The organism is Embleya sp. NPDC050493, assembly GCF_044458105.1.
Lineage (GTDB): Bacteria > Actinomycetota > Actinomycetes > Streptomycetales > Streptomycetaceae > Embleya.
In genome coordinates, this window is record NZ_JBITHP010000008.1 from 38966 (window position 1) to 59352 (window position 20387).

Genomic DNA, 20387 nt, shown 5'->3' on the forward strand with positions numbered 1-20387 from the left:
CGTCGGGCACGGACGGCGTCGCGGTGGCGGGCCGCCCGATCGCCATGCCGGGTACGGCCGGGTCGCGGGCCGCTCGCGCGGGCCGGTCTCGTCGAACTCCGACCCACGCGGGTGTGCCGGCCACCGTTGCGATCGACCGGGGCTTGCCGACATGTCGTCCGCGACGAGCCCGCTCAGTCGACGACCGGATGTCGGCCGGTGTCCGAGCCCGCGTCGAGGTCGCCCAGCAGTCGGCCCGCCTCGGCGAGCAGGGAACCCGTCAGTGCGGTGGTCAGCGGGCCCGACCGCGCCGCCTCGGGCAGGCGCTCGGTCAGGACGGTGTGGATCTCGACGGCCCGGGACAACTCGCGTCCGGCGCGGCGCAGTCGGGTGTCCGGTGAGCCCGCCGCGTCCGGTGGCACCGACGTTCCCGTCGCGGCCACGGCCCCGCCGTATTCGCGCACCGCGCGGGCCAGGGCATCCAGGAAGTCGGCATAGGGCGCCAACGTCCTTCCGTCCGGCGTCAGGTCCACGCCGCCCTCCCGCGCGGTGTCGCGAATCGTCCTGGTGATCGCGATCGTGCGGGCGACCAGGTTCTCCAGCGTGGGCACGAAGCCGTGTTCGATCTCGGGCACCGGGCCGTGGTGATGCCTGCGCGGATTCATCCGCACGCTTTCGCGCGCGTGTTCGGTGGCCGCCCGCAGATCCTCCCAACGGCGGGAGATCCGCAGTGCCCGGCGATACCGCTCGTCCGCCGCCGCGGCGTTCCACTCCACGCGCAGTCCGGCGGCCGACGCGGCCAGGATCTCGGCGATCTCGTCCGCGACGTCGAGTGCGGCACGGCGGCTGTCCCGCAGGTGTACCGGCGGCCACACCAGGAAGTTCACCGCGAGCCCGATCGTCGCGCCGAGCAGCGCCTCGCCGAGCCGGTGGCCGATCGTGGCGCCGGTGACCGGGCCGTAGGAGAGCACGAACAGCGCGCTGGTCGAGCTGTACATGCCCTGATCGCCGAACCGCCGCCAGTTGCCCAGCAACATCGTGATCGGCAATACCGCCGCCATCGCCCCGATGGTGCTGCCGCATGCCGCCCAACCGACGGCGGCGATCAGCGTTCCGAACGCCATCGACACCAGGACCTGGAGGGCCTGGGCCACCGACCGGTACACCGTGGCCTGCACGAGTACGATCGCCACCCAGGGCGCCATGATGGCCATCGGGGCCCGCAGCCACCACCCGGCCACCGCCCAACTCAGCACCGCCGCGAACGCGGCCTTGGCCGACTGCCCGACCAGATCCCGCTCGCGCCCCGGGCCCCGCCAGGCTCGGGCGGTCGACCGCCCGATCCCGCGAAGCTCGGCCCCGACCACTGTGGGCGCACCGGATATGCGCCGACCCCAAGAAACACCGGACATGATCCGAGCCTGTCCCGCGGCCGAGAGTTGACACCCGTGCCCTCCGGCGCGGCGCACAGCCCTCCCCGAAGGATGCCCGCGCGGCGTCGCGCGTATGTGCGCCGGCGCTCCGTCGATCCGCAGGTGGGGCGCGGCCGCGGCGGCGTTCACGGGTACGCGCCGCGGGCGTACCCGTCACCCGTGGCGCGATGCCTGCGCGGCGGGTGACGGGTACGGTCGGGCGGTCGGTCTCAGCCGCGTGTCCACACCTGATTCGTGCCGTAGTGGCAGGGGTGGAGGCGGATCGCCGCGCCGTCGCGGGTGTTGAAGTCCCACAGGTCGACACACATGTTGGACGCCTTCGCGTAGATGTTGTTGCCGCGGAGGGCGAATTGCTGGGCGGGGTTTCCGCTGCAATAGGCGAGTTGCACGACCGTGCCCTTGGCGGTGGAGCCCCACGCCGCGTCCATGCACAGGCCCTTGGTCCGGATCGTGCCGTCGGATCTGATGTCCCACTTCTGATTCACGTCGCCGTTGCACGACCACTGGATCAGCGGTGTGCCGTCGGAACCCGCGGACCCGCTCAGGCACTTGCCGGTGTACCCGTTCCGCAGGGGGTTGCCCGGGACGTTCGGCCGCGGCGGCTGAGCGGGCGGGGGTGCCGCGATCCTGGGCTGCTGCGCCGGCGTGGTCTCGACCGGCCCACGGGGGACGGACCGGGGCACCTGCGGTTTCGTCGCGGGCGGCCCGGCCACAGGGGGCCGCTCCGCGCTCGGCGCCTCGGGGCCGGCCGCGGCGGGTGCCTCGGGAGTGCCCGCGGGTGGCGCCCCGGCGCCCGTCGGCGACGCGGCGGACTCGCCGGGCAAGCCGGGGGATCCCGGCGCTCCGGGTGATCCGGGTGGTCCGGGTGTTCCCGGGGCCCCGGGCGATCCGGGAGCCCCGGGCGAGCCGATCGTTCCGGATCCGCCGGACTTCGCGTTCTCGGGCGCCCCCGCGGCGGCGACCACCCGGTCGCCGTCCGCCGGGTCGCCGCTCGCCCCGCTCGGGGTCAGGGCCACGGCCAGCGTCGTGACGGCGGCGATGCCCGCGGCCGAGCCGAGGGACACCCACACCCGACGCCCCGGCAGGAGACCGCGACGGGGACGGGCCGGACGGCGGGCGTACGCCTGCGCCAACGACGGCGCGGACGAACCGACGGGCGCGCCGGCTTCGTTGGGTTCGGACACGAGCTCTCCTCCATGGGCACGACAGATGACAAAGGGGGTGTGCACGGTCAGGGCGAGCCCGCCGGCCGTGGCAGGTCCATCTCGTCGAGGACGACCAACTGGCGTTCGTCGGGTGCGTCGATCTCGGCCATTCGCATGGCCTGACGTTCGGTCATCTGCTGGAACACCTGGCGCGCGGTGCGGCCGTTGCCGAACTGCGCGCCACGCGGCATCGCGATGAACAACTCGCCGAGCGCCTTGCGCGCGGGGACGCTGAGTTCGTAGCGGTGCCGACCCGCATGGTGCTCGACGATGCGCACCAGGTCGTCGGCCGAGTAGTCGTCGAACAGCAGGCTGCGGGTGAACCGCGAGGACAGACCCGGGTTCGAGGCGATGAACCGCTCCATCTCGCCGGGATACCCGGCCACGATCACGACGACCTCGTCACGGTGGTCCTCCATGAGTTTGACGAGCGTGGCGACGGCCTCGCCGCCGAAGTCGTTCGCCACGCCGGCGGGCACGAGCGCGTACGCCTCGTCGATGAACAGCACGCCGCCGCGGGCCCGATTGAACGACTCGGTCGTCTTGGGGCCGGTGTGCCCGACGTACTCGCCGACCAGGGAGCTGCGGTCGACCTCGACCAGATGGCCGCGCTCCAGGAGTCCGAGCGCCTTCAGCAACCGTCCGTACAGGCGCGCGATGGTCGTCTTGCCGGTGCCCGGGTTGCCCGCGAAGACCAGGTGACGACTCAGCGGCGGTGCGGGCAGTCCGGCCTCCTGACGCCGACGCACCGTCTGCATGAGCTTGACCATGCCTCCGACATCGCGCTTCACGCCGTCCAGTCCCACCAGTTCGGCGAGTTCGGCGAGCAGGTCGTCCAGCGTCTCGGACGGCGGCGGAGCCTCGCCCAGTTCGGCCAGATCGACCGACGCGGGCACGGCGGGAAGCGGTGCGCCACCCGCCGCGGCGACGCCCGCCCCGGCCGGGGCGGCGGGCTCGTGCGTTGCCCGGCCGGACCCCTGCGACAGCGAGGCCAGCGACGGCGCGGCCACCCGGACGGACACGCACTCCTCGAACACCGGCCGCGCGTCCTCGGCGAAGCCGACGTCCTGCGCGCAGTCGAAGACCCGGCAGCCGACGAACCGCGGTTCGGCGTCCCGGCCGATGTGCAGGGCGGGGTACGCACACCCCGACAGATCGCTGTGTTCGATCACCCCACGTGCACCCTCGCCGAACAGGATGCCGTTCTTCCCGGTCCCGTCCACCCGGATGCCGCGCACCGTCGGTTCGGCACCTCGTCCCACCACCAGCCCGCTGCCGCCGACGGCGAAGACGCCGCCGCCGTCCATGCGCAGCCGGGCACCGGAATCGACGCTGACACCCGCGCTGCCCGTCTCGGCGATCCGGGTCGCGGACAGCGTGGCGATCGCGACGGACCCGACCTCGACACCGGTCCTGCGCTGCCCGCTCACCACGCATTCGCGCAGTTCCGATTCCGCGGACGAGCGCAGCCGAACCCCCGTCTCGCCGCCCTCGACCCGGGTGGCGCGCATCGCGACACGCGCCTCGTCGACCACATGCACCCCGCACATGGTCGCCCCGGCGACCGTGGTGTCCACGATCTCCGCGTACGCGGACCCCACGACCGCGAAGCCGTGCTCGTCGCTGCCGTCGAGCCGGCAATCACCGAACCGGCCCCGCGCGTTCTCGCCGAGGTGCACCGCGGTGAATCCGGTGCCCGCCACCAGCGACGCGGTGACCGTCACCTCGGCCTCGCCGAGCGCGACGATGCCGTTGGCGGCCGGAGCGATGATCCGGCAGCCGTGCGCGAGGAGTTGCGCCGCGCCGGCGACGGCGACCGCGCTGCCGCCGGCGTCGGTGATCCGGCAGTCGGTCAGGTGCACGCGCGCCTCGTGTTCGGCCTGGACGCCGCTGCGTCCGACCTTGCGCAGCCGGCAGTCGTCGAGATGGACCTCGCCGCGTTCCTCGACCAGCACGCCGTTGCGTCCGGCGCCGTCGAGTGTGCTGTCCCGGGCCAGCAGCCGCGCGTCCGCGCACACCCGCGACGCGGAGCCCGAGGTCTCGCGTACGCGCAACCGGTCGGCGACCAGCACCGCGTGGCCGGTCAGCAACACGCCGACGCCGTCGATCGTTTCCACGACCGTGTCCTCGGCGCGGGCCCGGGCGTCGCCGTCCAGGACCAGCGCGGCGTGCCGCGCGCCGCGCAACCGGGTCCGGGAGAGCAGCAGGACACCGCCGCCGGTCGGGTCGGCGAGGTCGACGTCGAGCGGGTCGGCGAGCGTGAGCAGGGCGTTGCGCGCGTTGCCGCTCGCCTTCGCCGAGCCCAGTACGTCCACCCGGCCCCGCTCCAGTTCGCACGCGTCCAGGGTCAGGCCGGCCGCGTCCTCCACCCGCACGACCGGCTCCGCCGGGTCCGCGCCGCGCAGGACGAGCCCGCGGACCAGACAACCGGGGGCGGCGACGGTCAGGGTGGCTCCGGCCCGCGCGCGGATCACGACCGTCCCGGCTCCGTTCTCCGGCCGCAGGACCACGCGCCGCTCCAGGCGCAGGCTCTCCTCGTACTCGCCCGGGGCGATCAGGATCTCGGCGCCCGCGGGCGCGGCGGCGAGCGCGGACCCGATGTCGCGGTGGGTCCCGCGGCCCCTGGGGCCGACGCGGATCTCCGGTGTGCTCATCCGCCACCTGTTCCTGTTCCGGGCAGCAGGTTGTCGCCCGAGTGCACGTCGGGCCGGTCGCCGATCCAACGGATGGTCGCGGGACCGAGCACCGTGAGCGAGAAGAGCTTGTCGACGAGCTTGCCGATCGCCCCGATGACGAAGATGTCCATGGGACCTTGCCGGTGGATCCACCGGCTGCCGATCGTGTGCTGCACCAGGGTGCGGAGCGCGCCGACCGAGACGGTGTCGAGGAGGCCGCCGACGACGGACGCGAGGCCGGACAGCACGGCATCCTGGCCGGTGAGCTTGATGATCGCGCCGTCCGCACCGCGAACACCGAAGAGTGCGGCCTGCGATGCGCCGCTGACGAATCCGCCCACCGCGCCGGTGCCGAGCCCGAGGGCGAATTCGTACGTGCCGCCGCGCCAGCGCACCGGGCGCTCGTTGGCACCGAATTCGGTGTTCCAACTGTCGTCGTTGGGACGCCAGCTGCCCGGCATTCCGTAGTCGATGTTCGACCAGTACACCTTCCAGCCACCGCGGTTGGCGGACATGTGCGCCGCCGCGACGGTGCCCTTGGTCATCGAGCTGAGCGCGGCGCCGAAGGCGGCGCGCCCGACGTCCACGGCGCTCAAACCGCTGCCGGACATGACCCGGACGATCGACAACACGACGAGGTTCACGGTGAAGTCGAGCAGGAACTCGTGCGTCATGTCGATGCCGATGGACTGGATCGCCCGGAGCGCGAACGGTGCCGGGACCGCCTCGCCGTCCACGGACGGACCGAAGTTCCAGCGGTTCGCCTCGCGGAACGTGCGGTTCAGGCCGCGGTATTCGTTGATCCAGCCGGTGAAGTGCGTTTCGCGTCCGACGATGGTGCCCACGCCGTGGGCGTCGAACTCGGTGATGTACCCCGGGATCGAGCGGTCGTTGACGAGCGTGACGCCGTCGGTGTCGTAGCGCCGGCCGTGCTTGTTGAAGGCGTTCGTCTCCAGGAACGTGCCGTCCGAGAGCCGGACCTTGACCTGCGCGTGGATGCCGTGGTCGGACTCCTGCCAGATGTGCCGGTTGAACTCGGTGGTGGGGGTGGGGGTGTAGTCGCGAACCCGGAACGGGGTGTCGGTGAAGTAGTCCCGCACCATGTTGGTCGTCTTGGGGGCCGGGATCTCCTGGACGACCCGGTCGTCGAGACCGGTGATCCGGTCGGACCACCGGGCCCCCTTCGCCCAGCCGGGCAGCGCGTTGCCGTCCGCGTCGAACCAGTGCCGGATCCGGTCGTCGACGCCGGTGCCGAAGGTCAGCACGTTGTTGTTCGCGTCCATCTTGTTCCAGTGCCACACCTCGTTGCCCCGCGCGTCCACGCCACGCCACGCGTCGACGGTCAGGCCCTCGCCGAGCAGTCGGTGGTCGCGGATGAGACGGCCGTCCGCGTCGAAGTCCTGGAACGACTCGCGGTCCCACTGCCAGGCCGAGATCTGCCGCTCGAACGAGGTGATCCGCACGCCGCCGATCTCCGGGTGGGCCGCGTCGTGCCACCGGAACACGCGCGTGTTGGCCCCGATGGTGCCGACGATGTCGAGCCGGCCCGCCCCGTTGGGATCGGGGAAGGAGTCCGAGCGGCCGAGGACGACGCCGTGGTGGTCGTACATGGTCCAGTTGCCGTTGCCGGCGTCGATGGAGGTGCGGGTGTTCGGCCCGACGCCCCCGGCGCCGTCGTTGGGCCTGGGCCGATAGTCGATGAACGTGCCGTCGGCGAAGCCGGTCCGCACCACCGTCCAGTCCTTGGCGCCGGGGGTGTACCAGTCGCCGTCCTCCGGATCGGTGGTGACCCGGTCCTGCCAGGTGATCTGCTTCTCGCCCGCGCCCGGGGTGGGCACGAAGTCGGTCGGCACATGCGTGCGATGCCCCCGGAGGCCGCCGACGCTCTCGGACCACGGGAGGTAGCCGGGCCGGTGCGGCACCGGCGTTCCCGCGTTCGGGCCGGCGTGCACGGCGGGCAGTTGTACGTTGCCCACGGTGAGGGTGTCGCCGTTCGGCAGCGTGCGGGTCTCGCGGACGATGTCGCCGTTGCTCGCGACGTCGATCACCGTCTTGTTGTTGGTGGTGAACTGCACGCCGCGGCTGCCGCCCACCCCACCGCCCGCCGGCTCCTGGGTCCACGTCGCCACCCGCAGGCGGTCGTCCTTGGCCAGCCACGGGTGGCGGGTCAGGTCGGTCGCGCGGATCTCGGCGCTGAACAGGTTGCGGAAGAACACCGGCGGCCGCTGCTCGGCGAAGCGGACGACCTGGAGGAAGTCGCCGTTGTGCAGTGTCTTTCCGAAGCCGTTGACGTTGCCGTCCGGGTGTCGGGAGACGAAGTCGCGTTTGGGGACGCCGTCCGGCCCCAGCTCGATCTGGTGGAAGCGGCGGACGTCGTGCAGACCGAACTGGAAGCGGCCGAACTTCTCCTGGACGGTGATGGGTTCGCCGGTGATCGGGTGGTTCGTCCGGTCGGTCCAGCCCCGTCCGGGGCCCCAGTGCCGGGTGCCCGACGCGATCGGCCGGAAGTCGGCGTCGAACCGCACCCACGTGGTGTCGGCGAAGCCCTGGGTGGCCGGCACGTTGTCCAGCTTGGCCAGGACGTGTCCGCCGTCCGCGCTCATCTGGAAGTGCCGTACGCGGACGTCGAAACCGAACACGCTCTTGACGTCGAACCAACTGCGGGTGCTCTCGCCCCAGTGCCGGGTGCCGTGCTGGATCAGGTCGCCGTTCGGGCCGAACTCCGCCCACTTACCGCGCTGATTGAACAGGCCGAAGTCGCCCTGGGTGGCGGGGGTGTGGTGCGCGTCGAGCATGTTGCCGTCGGGCAGCGGCCTGCGCTCGAACACGGTGACCTTGAGGTGGCTGACCAGATGGACCCGGCCCACCTCCGCGCCCTGCACGTCGACCGTGCCGCCCTCGAACCACGGGCGGGTCGCCGGTCCGGGCACCGGTACGCCGTGGGCGTCCGTCTTGACCAGCGACCAGGTGGGATCGCCGCCCGCCGGGTAGCTGATCTCGAAGTGCCGGTTCGGATCGATCGCCCCCCGGCCACCGACGATGTCCACCCGCTGGAACTCCAGCCGCCCGCCCGCGTCGAAACGCCGGAACTCGTTCGTGTGCACGCCGATGCCGTCCACCCGGTATCCGCCGCCCGGCTGCGTGGTCGCCCGCAGGTTCGGGAGCGCTTCGAGATTGCCGTCCAGGACCCGGAGGTCGCCCCCGGTGGTTCGCAGGAGCTGCATCCGCGCCGGGTCGGTGAGTTGCCCGTCCGACAGCTTGATCACGTCGAACCGGTGCGCGCCGGCGCCGTCGGCCACGGTCAGCACGCTGATGTGGCCCTCGCCGTGCGCTACTTGCTGCGGGGTCGCGACGAGGTCGAGCCTGCCGGTGCGGTCGAACAGGCGGAACCCGCCGTCGGTGCCGCGCAGATGGAAGCCGCCGCCGTCGCGGGTGTGCACGGTGAGGTCGGGGACGGCGGCCAGATCGTCGTCGACCACGGTCCGTGCTCCGCCGGGGTGCACGCGGATGTTCTGCGCCAGGTGGGTGCCTGCGGCGTCGGTCAGCCGCAGCACCCGGAAGTCGAACTCGCCGGTGCCGGAGAAGACCCGGATCGAGGTGTCGTCGACGACGCGGAGCGTGCCGTCCGGGCGGCCGGCCACCTCGACCCTGATGTTGTGGCCCGCCGCGTTCTTGGCCAGCGGCAGCGGACCGGGCGCGGGCCCACCGGCCGTCGGGGCCGGGTGGCGGAAGACGAACTCGCCCGTGGGGGCTCCGTCCGGGCCGCGCAGCGCAACGGCGTCGAAGCGGTGTGCGCCCCGCAGGCCGACGACGACGTGGTCGGTGCCGTGGACGATTCGGAAGCCGTCGTCCAGCAACTCCGTCTGGCGGACGACGTGGGTGTCCGGGACGGGGACCAGGTGCGTGTCGACCAGGGTGGCGGCATGGTTGTCGAATCGCACGAACCGGCCGCCGAACGGGCCGCCGTCGGGCAGGTGGATCGCCTCGTACCGGCGCATGCCGTCGAGACCGTGCACGGCGAACGACCCGTCGGGATCGGTGAGCCGCAGTTCGCCGCCGATCCGGGTGATCGTGCGGTCGGGATCGGGCACGCCGCCCCGGGTGTGCGGGTGCGGCACCGGCGCGTTCGGGGCGTCGATCGGCGTGTGCACGAATCGCCCGAGCTCTTCGCCGTTCGCTGTCAATTGCACGACGTTGTGCGTGTGCCTGCCCGCGTCGTCGACGAGGATGGCGGCGTCGCCGTGCTTCACCAGGTATCCGCCGCCCTGCTGTGGGGTGACGCGGGCGAGCGGCACGATCGTGCCGTCGCCGCGGGTGAGGTGCGGCGGCCCACCGGCGTGGTCGGGCAGTCGGATGAACCCGCCCGGTGCGCCGCCGCCGGTGAGCGGAAGCGCGGTGTGCGAGAACACGCCCTGCGGGGTGTGCACGGCCACCACATGCGGTCGGCCGTCGATGCCGGTGACGTGGAAGGTGTTGTCGACCCTGGTGACGGTCGCGGTCGTGGACGGTGTGCCGTCGATGCCGCGCGGGTGGGGCAGCGGGTGCACACCGGCGACGGGGGTGAACACGTGCAGCCCCGTCCCGGCGCCGTCGGCGGTGGCCAGCGGGACGACGTCGTGGCCGCGTGCGCCGCCGGCGTCGACGTGGAACTGCCCGTCCGCGTGCACGACGCGGAACTCGTTGCCCAGCTGCGGGATCACCTCGGTGCCCGGGACGACCCTGCCGTCGGGGCCGGCCACGTGCGGGGTGTCGCCGTGCGGCGAGCGGATGTGGCCGCCTGGCAGGCCCAGTCCGTCGATGCGGGTCAGGGGCAGGGAGTCGTGCGAGAACCGGCCGTCCGCACCGAAGACGCGCACGACCGGTCCGGTGCCGGTCGGGACGACGTGGAGCATGCCGTTCGCGTGCGCCGGTGTGGTCACGGCGCCGAGCGTCGCGGTCGCCCGGGCGTCGACCAGGGTGCGGGGTCCGCCGCCGTTCGGGGTCAGCACGTGCAGCGGCAGCGGGTTGCCGTCGGATCCGAACAGCCGCAGGCCGGTGTGCGACAGCGCGCCGGTCGCCGGGTCGTGGAGCCGGAAGCCGTCGGCCGTGGGGATGTTGATGCCGGCCGCGTTGAACCGCACGGGCGGCCCGCCCGGGTTGCGGACGCTCCCGTCGGCATTGATGTGGGTGACGCCGAGGGGCTCGTCCGCCACGTCGACCCGGACCACGACGAGGGTGCCGTCGTCCGCGCCGCCGCTGAGAGTGAAGCGCCGCTCGATGCCGACGAGTCGGCCGCCGTCCGCGGACACCTCGAAGTCCCACCGGCGGGTCTCCACGTTCGGCACGACGTCCTGCTCGACCCGCACGATGTTGCTCCCGCCCGCACCGGTGCCGGGCGTGGTGCGCAGACCGGGCCCGTCCGCGGCTCCCACCACGCGGACGCCGTCGACGCCGCCGTCGACGAGGCGAACCTCCAGCCGTGTGTGCGGCAGCCCCGGGATCTCGACGAGGTGCGCGCCGGGGGAGGCGGTGCCGCCCGTTCCGTGGACCGGCGGCACGCCGGTGCCGTTGCCGACGGTGGTCGAGCCGGTGAGCCCGCCGGCCGGAGCCGGCGAGGTGATGGCGGTCAGCTCCACGGACTGCCCGGGAACGGGTCCGGTGACCTCCGCGTCGATGACCTGGTCGTCGAGGAGCCGGTGAGTGTTCGAGGCGTTCAGTTCGTAGTCCCAGCGGTGCACGCCGCCGCCCGGGAGGGTCTGTTCGATCCGCAACACCTGCTGCTCGCCCACGGTCAGGTGGAACGCGTCGATGTCGGTGCGGCCGCCCGCGCGGACGTCGATGTCGACGGTGTGGCCGGCCCGGGTGCTCGGCAGGACCCGAACCTCGACGCCGTTCAGCCCCGGGATGCCGCCGAACGTGTGCGCGAAGTCGTACCGCACGTTGTTCACCATGAACACGGTGATGTCGTTGCCGGCCGGGCTCGACGGCACGACGTGGGCTCCGCCGGTACGGACGCCGCCCACGGCTCCGGTGCCCGGTGGGCCGCCCACGGCGCCGGTGCCCGGTACGCCGACGACTCCGCCCTCCGGCATGCCACCCACCGTTGCGCCGCCCGGTACGCCGACCGGTGTCACGTGGCCGAGCCCGTGGCCCGACGTCAGGTTGCCGAGTGTCACCTGGCTGCCGTTGACACCGATGTGCGTCGTCCCGGCCGCACCGACGGTCGGCGCCTGGATCTGCGAGGTGATGGGGACCGAACCGACCTCCGGGACGTGGGCCAGGGTCCCGTCGGCGCCTCCCACGGTCCGCGGGCCGGCGAGGTTGGTCGGAGTCAGGCCCGGCAGGTCCGCCAACTGCGCGCCGACGGTCGGCAGTTTGAGGTCGCCGACCGCGGGCGTCGGCATCGCGCCGGCGGTGTGGCCGAGCCCGGGGGTCGGGGAACCGGACACGCCGGGGACCGGCGTGGTCGACACGGACGGCAGGTGGGCCTGCGGCAGCGCCGACACGGTCGCGTTCGGCATCGCGACGGTGCCCGTCTGGGGGACGGCCACGTGGCCCAACTGGGGGAGGGCGACGGTCCCGATGCCGTCGACGTGGGGGAGGGCGACGGTGCCGACGCCGTCGACATGCGGGAGGGCGACCGAGCCGGCCGTGGGCAGGTCGTGCACGAGAGCGCCCGAGCCCGGCAGGCCGAGTTCGACCCTGGGCAGCGCGTGGGTGACGGTGCCCAGGTTCGGGATGCTGACGTGCCCGAGCGCGCCCGGCAGTGCGGTCGGCGCGGTGGTGCCGAGCCCGGTGATCCCGGGCGGGACCGCGAGATGGCTCCCGAGATTGGCCGTGCCCAGGCCGCTGAAGGAGAACGACGGAATGTCGGCGATCTTGCCTCCGAACCCGGTGAGCGGGGCGATCGCGCCCAGCTCGCCCAGGTTGCCCGTGGTGCCCGTGAAGGTGTTCAGGCCGGGAAAGGTGCCGGCGTGGAACCCACCGCCGACGACGCCCAGGCCGGGTACGTGCACCATGGGCACGTTGCCCAATCCGCCGGTGAATCGGCCGGAGAGCGGCGGCATGTCGAAGGTGTGGCCGATCGGACCGACGTGCACCGACCCGATCCCCCCGACGCCCACATGCGGCAGCTTCACCACGTCGCCACCCGGCGCGAAGGCGGTGAATCCCGCGTTGACGCCGCCGGAGATCTTGGCGCCCGCGCCGATGAACTTGCCGTCGATGAACGCCCCGTAGCGGTACATGTTGAACATGCCGCGGTCGATGAAGCCGATCCGGAAGGCGAGCCCCAGGCCCTCGCCCATCTCGTCGGCCGCCACCGGCAGGAACAGACGCAGGCTCTTGAAGCCGCTCAGCCCATTCGCCAGACCCTTGAAGGCGTTGACGGTGGTTATCACGCTGCGCAGGCCGAAGAACGTCTTCGCGCCGGCCAGATTGATCACGGTGAGCTCCGCGGCGATCGGGAACACACGCACACCGCGTCCGAAATTGCCGCCGAACGCCACGATTTCCGGCACGCGGGTGATGGCGGGGCCCAACTTCAGTCCCTGGAGCCCGCCCCTGATCCACGACCCGGCCGCGCCCACGGCCGAGTCGATGCCCAGCCCCACCCGGCCGAACAGGCCGAACGAGTTGGGCCCGCCCAGGAACAGGTTCTTGCTGCCCGCGATGCCGCGGTTGCCGGTGACTTTGATGACCTTCCACAGGTTGCCCAGGTGCAGCCCCTTGGTGGTGGGGGCGATCACCCCCAGGACGCCCAGGATGAGCTCGGTGACACCGGCCTTGCCGTGCGCGAAGTCGATCGCGGTCTTGATCAGGAGCGCGACGCCCAGTGCGATGGTGAGCAGCGCGAGCGCACCGCCGAAGATCATCGCGGGCAGGACCAGGATCATCGCGATCCAGCCGAGCGCCTTCCAGAACTCCTCGCACTCGTCCACGGGGGAGGCGATGGACTCGGCCGCGGCGTTCAGCGCCCGGGCCGCGGTGTCCGCGGCGCCCGCCAGAATCTTCCGGGCGTCCTCGGCGGTGGCCTTGTGCGTGGCCCGGCCCGCGTCGTCGTCCTCGGACAGCGCGGCGGCCGCGGTCAACGCGGCGTCCGCGCGCCGCTGTTCCGTGCGCATCACGCCGACGTAGACGGTCAGCGCGGTGCGGACGTCCTCGTGTGCCTTCTTGAACGTGGAGATGTAGTTGCGCAGGTTGCCGTCGATGACGCCGCGCATGGCATCCGCCGTCTTGCCGATGAAGATCTGGCTCGACGTGTTCTTGATCTCGGTGAGGCCGTTGTCGATGTCCCGTGCGAGATCGACGAATTCCTTCTCCGCGGCGATCACCCGGTAGATCCGGTCGGCGTCGCCGGGGGTCGGGTCGCCGTCGAGGCCGAGCGCACTCCAGTCTCCCGGACGAGCCATCGCCGGCGCCCCTCTCGCTCGATCGTGCTCCCACGGCCCTTTTCTGTACGCGCCGTTCACGGGTCGGGTTCAATCCTTCTCGAAGGGACCCGAGGCGAACCTCCCACGGTCGCGACCGGGAATTGAACCTCCCACGGTCGCGACGCGTACAGAAGTGGAGCCGGTTCCGGGTGCGGCGCACGAAGCGGGTGAGGAACAGGAGGTCCGCATGGCCGATTTCGCGGTCGACTACACCAACCTGCACACGATCCAGAGCAAGCTGAGAGACCTTGCCCGGCAAGCCGATTCGGGCACGAGCGGGGCGTTTCGGGAACTCGGCGAGGCGGGCGCCGGAGAACGCAAGGCGTGCCTGGGCACGGCCGGCCTCTCGTACGCCTTCAACAACTTCTACCACCACTCGAAGTCGCGCACCGGCAAGGCCAAGGAGGGCCTCACCCAACTCGCCGACACCATCAAGTCGGTGTCCGACGTGTTCTTCGACGCCGACGCGCAGATCTCCGGCGCGGCCGGGCTGGTGACCACGGTCCTGGGCATCGACCAATGGCGCAACACGAAGGCGACGCACGACAAGTGGCTCGCGGACAAGGCCAAGTGGGACGCGTATCTGGCCGGCATCGGCGCCACCGACTACTTCCGCGACCACCCGGACAAGAACAGCATCCGCTCCGTGTGCCACGACCCGGAGGCGCCCGCGTGGTGTGTCTCCTGGATGGCCAGGGGCGACAAGGAAGTGCCGCCCAAACCCGGCGAGGAACCGCCCAAACCCCCGGACAAGCCGCCGACTTCGCACCACTACCAGGACAAGAACGGCAGCATCGACGTCAGCGTCGAACTGGACAAGGACAACAACGTCATCAAGGAGACCTCGAAGATCACCAACCCACAGGGGCTGACCTACGAGTCGACCGTGACGTACAAGGGCCCGCCCGAATGGGTCGATCTGCCCGACGGCGACGACAAGGACAAGGAGCCGGACAGGTTCGACGCCCGCGACTACACCATCACCACCACGTACGGCGACGGCAGCAAGGGCACGTCCGAGTACACCATCAACAAGGACGGCAGCGGCACGATGATCTCCACCGCCGGCGAGAAGACCGAGCACTACATCCGCGACGGTCCGCGCGCCAAGTGGAAGCCCGATCCCGCGTTCGCCGACGTCGACGCCGGCAAGGACCACAACCAGGACCGGGGCGGCAATCTCGGCAAGGGTCAGGGGCGCATCATCTGACGCCCGCCCCTCATCGCGCCCACCCGCTCCCCCACCCGCGCATCCGTTCCCGAGGAGACCTGCCATGCCCGCCAACATCAAGCTCACCTACGCCGAGATCACCCGGGTGTCCAACCTGCTGGACAACAGCGTCGACCACACGCTCGTGCCCCGGATGAAGGAGGCCAAGGCCGAGGTCGACAACCTGCTCACCACGGACCTCGTGCTGGTCCAGGCCAGTCCCGCGCTGCAGGCCCAGTACGAGAAGTTCAGCACCGCGCTCACCGCCGCCACCGAGAGCATCAAGGGCTACGCGACGCAGTTCCGGCAGATCATGCAGTCGGTCCAGGACATGGACAAGGACATCGCCGACAAGGTCAACTCCGCCCAGTAGCAGCCTGCCCACCACCCCCACACCGGCAGCCGACCCCATCGGAGGACCACATGGCCGACATCCACGTCGATTTCGACGAAATCGCCCGCGGCGCCACGAGAATGGGCGCCAAACTGGCCGACATCTCCAAGGAACTGGGCGAATTGGAGACCCATGTCAGCAACCTGCTCCACGACGGCCTGGTGTTCGAAAAGGCCAGCCCCGCGCTGCAGGAGGCGTACCAGACCTTCAGCACGCAGATGAAGTCCTCGGCGGCCAACATCAAGTCCTATGCCAAGAACTTCACCGACATCGCGGACTCGCTCGGCAAGTCGGACGGGGATCTGATGACCAACATCCGCACCGCCATCGAGAAGATGAAGCACGAGGCGGCGAACCACAAGTAGCCCGCCGCTCCCGCCCGTCCCGTGCGGGTGCCGCTCCCGTCCCGGTCAGCCGTCCAGGACCGTGAGCGGCACCTGCACCGCGATCGCCGCCCCCGCGCCGCCCGCGGTCCAACCCCGACCCGGGCCCAGCGGTGTGCGCACCTGCTCGGCCGACAACCTCGCGCCGATCAGATCTCCCTCGCCGAGGGTCTTCGGCCCCAACAGCAGGCCGCGCCGCGAACGGCGCGCCATGCCGACCCAGCCCAGCGAACTCATCGACTCGGCCAGGCCCGCCAACAACAGCCCCTGCCCGTGGTCGCGGCCCGACGCCGCGATCTGGCGCAGCACCGAGTCGGCCGAGCAGGCGAGCATCAGATCGGCGTCGTCCACCACGACCACCACGGGCTTGTCCCGCACCTCGGCCAACGCCTCGACCAGTGTGTCGGGCGACGGGTCGGGGTCGTCGAGCACCCGGGCCAGTCCGTGCGCGGCCAGCTTGCGCAACTGCGAGTCGCGCGGCGTCAGGACGATCAGGTGGGTACCGCCCATCAGCAGCGACACGCACATCGCGGCCAGCGCCGTGCTGCGTCCGCTGCGCGGCGGTCCCGCGACCATGAACGACCCGCCGCCGTCCGCGAAGTCGTGACCCAGCGGCTCGACCGCGTCCCCGCCCACGCCCAGCAGCGCCCAGAACGGCTTGCGCAGCGGCTGCGGCACCCCGGCGTGCGCCTCCTGGAAGCCGATCAGCGTCGGCATCTCGTTGATCCGGAACGGCCGCCGCACGGCGGGCACCCGGGCGTCCCGAATGGTCGCCCGCCGACCCAGGTCCCGCATCGCCTCGGCCTGGTCGCTCTGATCGACGATCGAGGTGTCGGCCGGCTCCACGGCGCCGGCGGCGGGGGCCTTCGAGGGGTCGGTGACCGACGGCAACAACGCGATTTGCGCCTCGATCGCCCCCGGGGCGAGCCAGCCGCGGCCCGGCGGGACGTACGACGGAAGGTTGTTGCGGGCCATGCCGATGAGCGTGTAGTCGCTCGGGTCGGACTGCCGCAGCAACAATCGCCGGTCGTTGTGGGCCGCGAGACGCCCGCCGAGCAGCAGCCGCTCGGACGTGGCGATCACATGGATCCCGGCACCCTGGCCCTCGCGAAGCAACCGCACGAAGTCGGCGTACAGCCGCCCGCCGTCGTAGTCGTCGAGCATGTTGCTCAACGCGTCCCAGCCGTCCACCATGAGCAGCAGGTGGGCGGGTCGGCGGTCCTTGGTCAGTTTGCCGCGCAGTTCGGTGACGTCCGCGCAGTCGTGGTGGGCGATGAGCCGCTGCCGGACCGTCAGTTCGCCGATCAGGCGGGTGATCAGCCGTTCCATGCGCTCCGCGTCGTGCCGCGAGACGACCGCCCCGCAATGCGGGAGCGCCTCCAGCACGCTCAGCCCGCCGCCGGCCGAGTCGATGGCGTAGATGTGCAGGTCGGAGCAGGCGATGGTGAGCGCCGCGGCGCCCGCGATGGTGCGCAGGACCTGGGTGCGGCCCGATCGGGGCGCGCCGATGACGTACAGGTGGCCGAAGGTCGCGAAGTCGATCGCGGCCAGCCGCCGGGCCTGGAGTCGGGGAAGGTCGAGCAGGGCGTAGGGGACCATCGGCAAGGTGCCGGGTGCCGGCTCGGGAATGGGCGGCAGATCGTCCAGCCGCATGCGCTCGTCCATCGGCGGCAGCCACGGGCTCGGCAACGCCCGGAAGTCGGTCAGTCGATCCGCCGCCGTGCGCAGCACGTCCACCAGGGCGCGCAGGTCCGTCGGTTGCTCCTCGAACGGGGGACTGCCGCCCTCGTGCGGATCGGCGGGCGATTCGAGACCTTCGAGACCGGCTTCCGAGAGGTCCAGCGGGCGGCCGAGCCGTTGCCAGCCGAGTCGGACTCCGCGTACCGGCCTGGACGCGGCCGCTTCGGCGACCGCGCTCGGGATCGCACCGGCGCGCTCCGCGCCGACGAACGCGGTCTGGAACGGCGTGGGCGCCCCCTCGCCCCGGCGGACCAGCGCCCGACCGGGGTTGTGCGGCGAGATCCCGGCCGCCTCGCCGCTGTTGATGATGTCCTGGCTCTCCGAGCGGTCGGTCACCCGCAGGGCGATGCGCAGGTTGGTGTTGGCCTTGATCTCGTTGCTGACCGAGCCGCCGGGGCGCTGGGTGGCCAGCAGCAGGTGCAGACCCAGCGATCGGCCGCGCTGCGCGAGGCTGATCAAACCGGGCACGAAGTCCGGCAGTTCGCGGACCAGGGTGGCGAACTCGTCGATCACCAGAATCAGTCGGGGCAGTGCGGGCAGCCGCGGATCGCGGGCGCGCTTGATCCGGTACTCGGTGTGGTCCTTGGCCTCGACCTCGTTCAACACCGTCTCGCGGCGCCGCAGTTCGGCGTCCAGCGAGGCCAGGGCGCGTTGCACGAGGTGGCCGTCGAGGTCGGTGATCATGCCCAGGGTGTGCGGCAGTTCGGCGCATTCGCGAAAGGCGCTGCCGCCCTTGTAGTCGACCAGGACGAAGGTCAGTTCGTCCGGCCGGTTGGCCGCGGCCAGCGACGCGATGATCGTCTGGAGCAACTCGGACTTGCCCGAGCCGGTGGTGCCGCCGATCAGGCCGTGCGGTCCGTCGCGGACCAGGTCCAGGCGCAGGGTGCCCTCGTAGCCGCTGCCCAGTACGAAGGAGGTGGATGCCGGACGGCGCTCCCAGGCGTGGAGCACGAGATCCGCGTCCGGCGGCTCTTGGCCGATCAGCGGCAACAGCGCGACCTCGGACGGCAGTCCCGAGTCGCTTTCCACGGTGACGTCGCGCAGCGGGGCGACCGCCCGGGCGACCTCCTCGCACCAGGCGGGGTCGACCAGATCGGCCCTGATGCCCTTGACCTCCGGCACGTGCGGCGCCTTGACGTCGAGGCGACCGCCGTTCGCGGTGACCACCGCCGTGCACTCCTCCGGCAGCAGGTGCTCGCGTTCCTCCAGGCACAGGCTGAACACGCGAACGGCCGGACCGGTCGTCAACACCTCGATCACGCCCGGCACATCGCGCAGCCGACGGGCTCCGTCCAGAATCACCAGGACGTCCGGTTCGCGTTGCAGGGTCGGGCCCAGCGCCGACTGCGCGGCGTCGAGGCGGGTCTGGACATCGGCGATCAACTCGTTGACCCGGTGCGCGGTGCTCTCCGGATCCGTGCCCAGGGCCACCACCGCCGAGCCCGCCCGACCCGGCCGCAGGTGCGGCAACCAGCGGACCCACTGCCACGCGTCCGCGTGCTCGTCCTCGGTGAGCACGACGATACGAACATCACGCGGGCTGTGCAGCACGGCGGTCTGGATCACCGCCCAACTCGCGATCCGGCGCGGCGTGGCACCGGGCGCGCTGATGCCCACCACGCCGAAGTCGGCCAGTTCGACGCCGAACGGTACGTCGGCGAGCCGCCAGTTGACCTGCCGATAGTGCGTTTCCCGGGCCTGGTCGTCGATCTGCTTGAGCGACGCGCGGGTGAGCGTGCCCAGCCGGATGGTGAGATGGTCACCGTCCCGCCGGCGGCGCTGCCACAACCCCAGGCCCGGGCCGGTCGCGGTGAGCAGGATCGCGGCCGGGTCGGGGAACGTGGTGTTGCGCAGGCCGCGTTCGTCCACGGTCGCGCGCCGCATCTCCAGTTCCAACGCCGAGCGGCGGATGCGGTAGACCCGCTTGGCCTCTTCGTACTGCTTGCGGCCGGTGCGCCGGCTCGAAACCCAGTTGCCGACCGCCATGATCGGCGTGAAGACCAGGAAGACGACGAAGAAGAGGCTCCGGAACAGGAACATCATGGCGAGGCCCATCACCAGCGGGGCCATCATCATCAGGAAGGGGAACGGGCGCCTGGTGTTGTCGGCCGGCGGACCCGCCATGCGGATCGTCTCGGCGTCCAGGTGCGGCGCGATGCGCGGCGGCCGGTTGTACTCGACTCCCAAGCCGTCCGCCGATGCGCGCACCGCCGCCTCGGGCTCGTCCGGCGGGCCCAGGCGCAGGAGATGCTCGCCGAGCGACAGGTCGGCGTACGTCGGCCAGGGCTGCGATCCGTCGTCGGGCGGCGGAAGCCGGCCGACCGGCGGCAGCGGCGGCCGAACGGGCATCCCGTCCGGCCCCGGCGGCGCGGGTTCGGTGGAATGCCCCCCGGGGCCGCCCTCCTGCGTCCCGGCCGGCTCCTCGGCGGTGAGCGGCGTGCCCGTGACCGGATCCACGGGCGGCGGCGGCGTGAGGCTGCGCAGGCCGCACCGCTCCTCGTCCACGTCGTCCGGCAGGCCGACCGTGACGGATCCGTCCGTGCCGACGGTGATCCATGTTCCCTGCGGGGGTGCCTGGCCACCGTCCAGCCGCAGCGCACACGCGCGATCCGTGCCGACCTCGTGCCGACCCGGGCCGAGTCGCCATACCCGGCCCGCTCCGGGGCCGGACACATGCCGCACGGTCACGAGCACCGGATCGGATCCGGGGGGTTGCCATGCGCGCGTCGCCGTCTCGATCGACACGGGGCCGCCGAGCCCGATCAACGCCCCCGTGCGGATGCCGCTCGCGCCCACCCGCACATCGGGGTTGAGCCGTCGAGTCCCCAGGAACAGGTCGGCGGCGCCGAGCACCGAGCCGAGATCGGCGACGGTCGCCGAATCCGGGACGTCCAGCAGGTGATCCGCGCGGCGGCCCTGCGGATCGGTGGTGGTGACGGCGAGATTCACGGGCATCC

8 protein-coding genes are annotated in these 20387 nt (G+C 71.9%); 3 read left to right on the top strand and 5 right to left on the bottom strand.

Features of this window, described 5'->3' with window-relative positions:
• Positions 1-173: 173 nt before the first annotated feature.
• The 4 genes from ACIBM5_RS17770 to ACIBM5_RS17785 all read right to left on the bottom strand — a co-directional run bounded on the left by ACIBM5_RS17770 (position 174) and on the right by ACIBM5_RS17785 (position 13682).
• Entirely contained in the window at positions 174-1391 is a 1218-nt protein-coding gene (locus tag ACIBM5_RS17770) for an aromatic acid exporter family protein (RefSeq protein WP_396007716.1), read from the bottom strand.
• Positions 1392-1621: 230 nt separating this feature from the next.
• Positions 1622-2596, bottom strand: coding sequence for a ricin-type beta-trefoil lectin domain protein (locus ACIBM5_RS17775; protein ID WP_396007717.1), 975 nt, complete (start codon positions 2594-2596; stop codon positions 1622-1624).
• Between the two features lie 47 nt (positions 2597-2643).
• Positions 2644-5271: a right-handed parallel beta-helix repeat-containing protein gene (locus tag ACIBM5_RS17780; protein ID WP_396007718.1), complete on the bottom strand. Its 2628-nt coding sequence runs from the start codon at positions 5269-5271 to the stop codon at positions 2644-2646.
• Positions 5268-13682 carry a hypothetical protein gene (locus ACIBM5_RS17785; RefSeq protein ID WP_396007719.1) on the bottom strand — a complete coding sequence of 2805 codons (8415 nt, stop codon included), beginning with the start codon at positions 13680-13682 and terminating at the stop codon, positions 5268-5270. The genes ACIBM5_RS17780 and ACIBM5_RS17785 overlap by 4 nt, the downstream gene beginning before the upstream one ends.
• Positions 13683-13890: 208 nt before the next feature.
• Between ACIBM5_RS17785 and ACIBM5_RS17790 the strand changes: the two genes are divergently transcribed.
• The 3 genes from ACIBM5_RS17790 to ACIBM5_RS17800 all read left to right on the top strand — a co-directional run bounded on the left by ACIBM5_RS17790 (position 13891) and on the right by ACIBM5_RS17800 (position 15672).
• Positions 13891-14913 carry a serine/arginine repetitive matrix protein 2 gene (locus ACIBM5_RS17790; RefSeq protein WP_396007720.1) on the top strand — a complete coding sequence of 341 codons (1023 nt, stop codon included), beginning with the start codon at positions 13891-13893 and terminating at the stop codon, positions 14911-14913.
• 64 nt (positions 14914-14977) lie between these two features.
• Positions 14978-15286, top strand: a complete 309-nt coding sequence (locus tag ACIBM5_RS17795) for a hypothetical protein (protein WP_391583273.1) — start codon at positions 14978-14980, stop codon at positions 15284-15286.
• A gap of 50 nt (positions 15287-15336) precedes the next feature.
• Entirely contained in the window at positions 15337-15672 is a 336-nt protein-coding gene (locus ACIBM5_RS17800; RefSeq protein ID WP_396007721.1) for a hypothetical protein, read from the top strand.
• Between the two features lie 45 nt (positions 15673-15717).
• Here ACIBM5_RS17800 and ACIBM5_RS17805 read toward each other — a convergent pair whose 3' ends face one another.
• Complete coding sequence (locus ACIBM5_RS17805) at positions 15718-20385, bottom strand: FtsK/SpoIIIE domain-containing protein (protein ID WP_396007722.1); 4668 nt, start codon at positions 20383-20385, stop codon at positions 15718-15720.
• Positions 20386-20387: the final 2 nt, after the last annotated feature.

What these genes read in the sequence shown, in the direction of transcription:
- ACIBM5_RS17770 (WP_396007716.1), bottom strand. Translation starts at nt 1,391, where the DNA reads ATGTCCGGTGTTTCTTGGGGTCGGCGCATATCCGGTGCGCCCACAGTG.
- ACIBM5_RS17780 (WP_396007718.1), bottom strand. Translation starts at nt 5,271, where the DNA reads ATGAGCACACCGGAGATCCGCGTCGGCCCCAGGGGCCGCGGGACCCAC.
- ACIBM5_RS17785 (WP_396007719.1), bottom strand. Translation starts at nt 13,682, where the DNA reads ATGGCTCGTCCGGGAGACTGGAGTGCGCTCGGCCTCGACGGCGACCCG.
- ACIBM5_RS17790 (WP_396007720.1), top strand. Translation starts at nt 13,891, where the DNA reads ATGGCCGATTTCGCGGTCGACTACACCAACCTGCACACGATCCAGAGC.
- ACIBM5_RS17795 (WP_391583273.1), top strand. Translation starts at nt 14,978, where the DNA reads ATGCCCGCCAACATCAAGCTCACCTACGCCGAGATCACCCGGGTGTCC.
- ACIBM5_RS17800 (WP_396007721.1), top strand. Translation starts at nt 15,337, where the DNA reads ATGGCCGACATCCACGTCGATTTCGACGAAATCGCCCGCGGCGCCACG.
- ACIBM5_RS17805 (WP_396007722.1), bottom strand. Translation starts at nt 20,385, where the DNA reads ATGCCCGTGAATCTCGCCGTCACCACCACCGATCCGCAGGGCCGCCGC.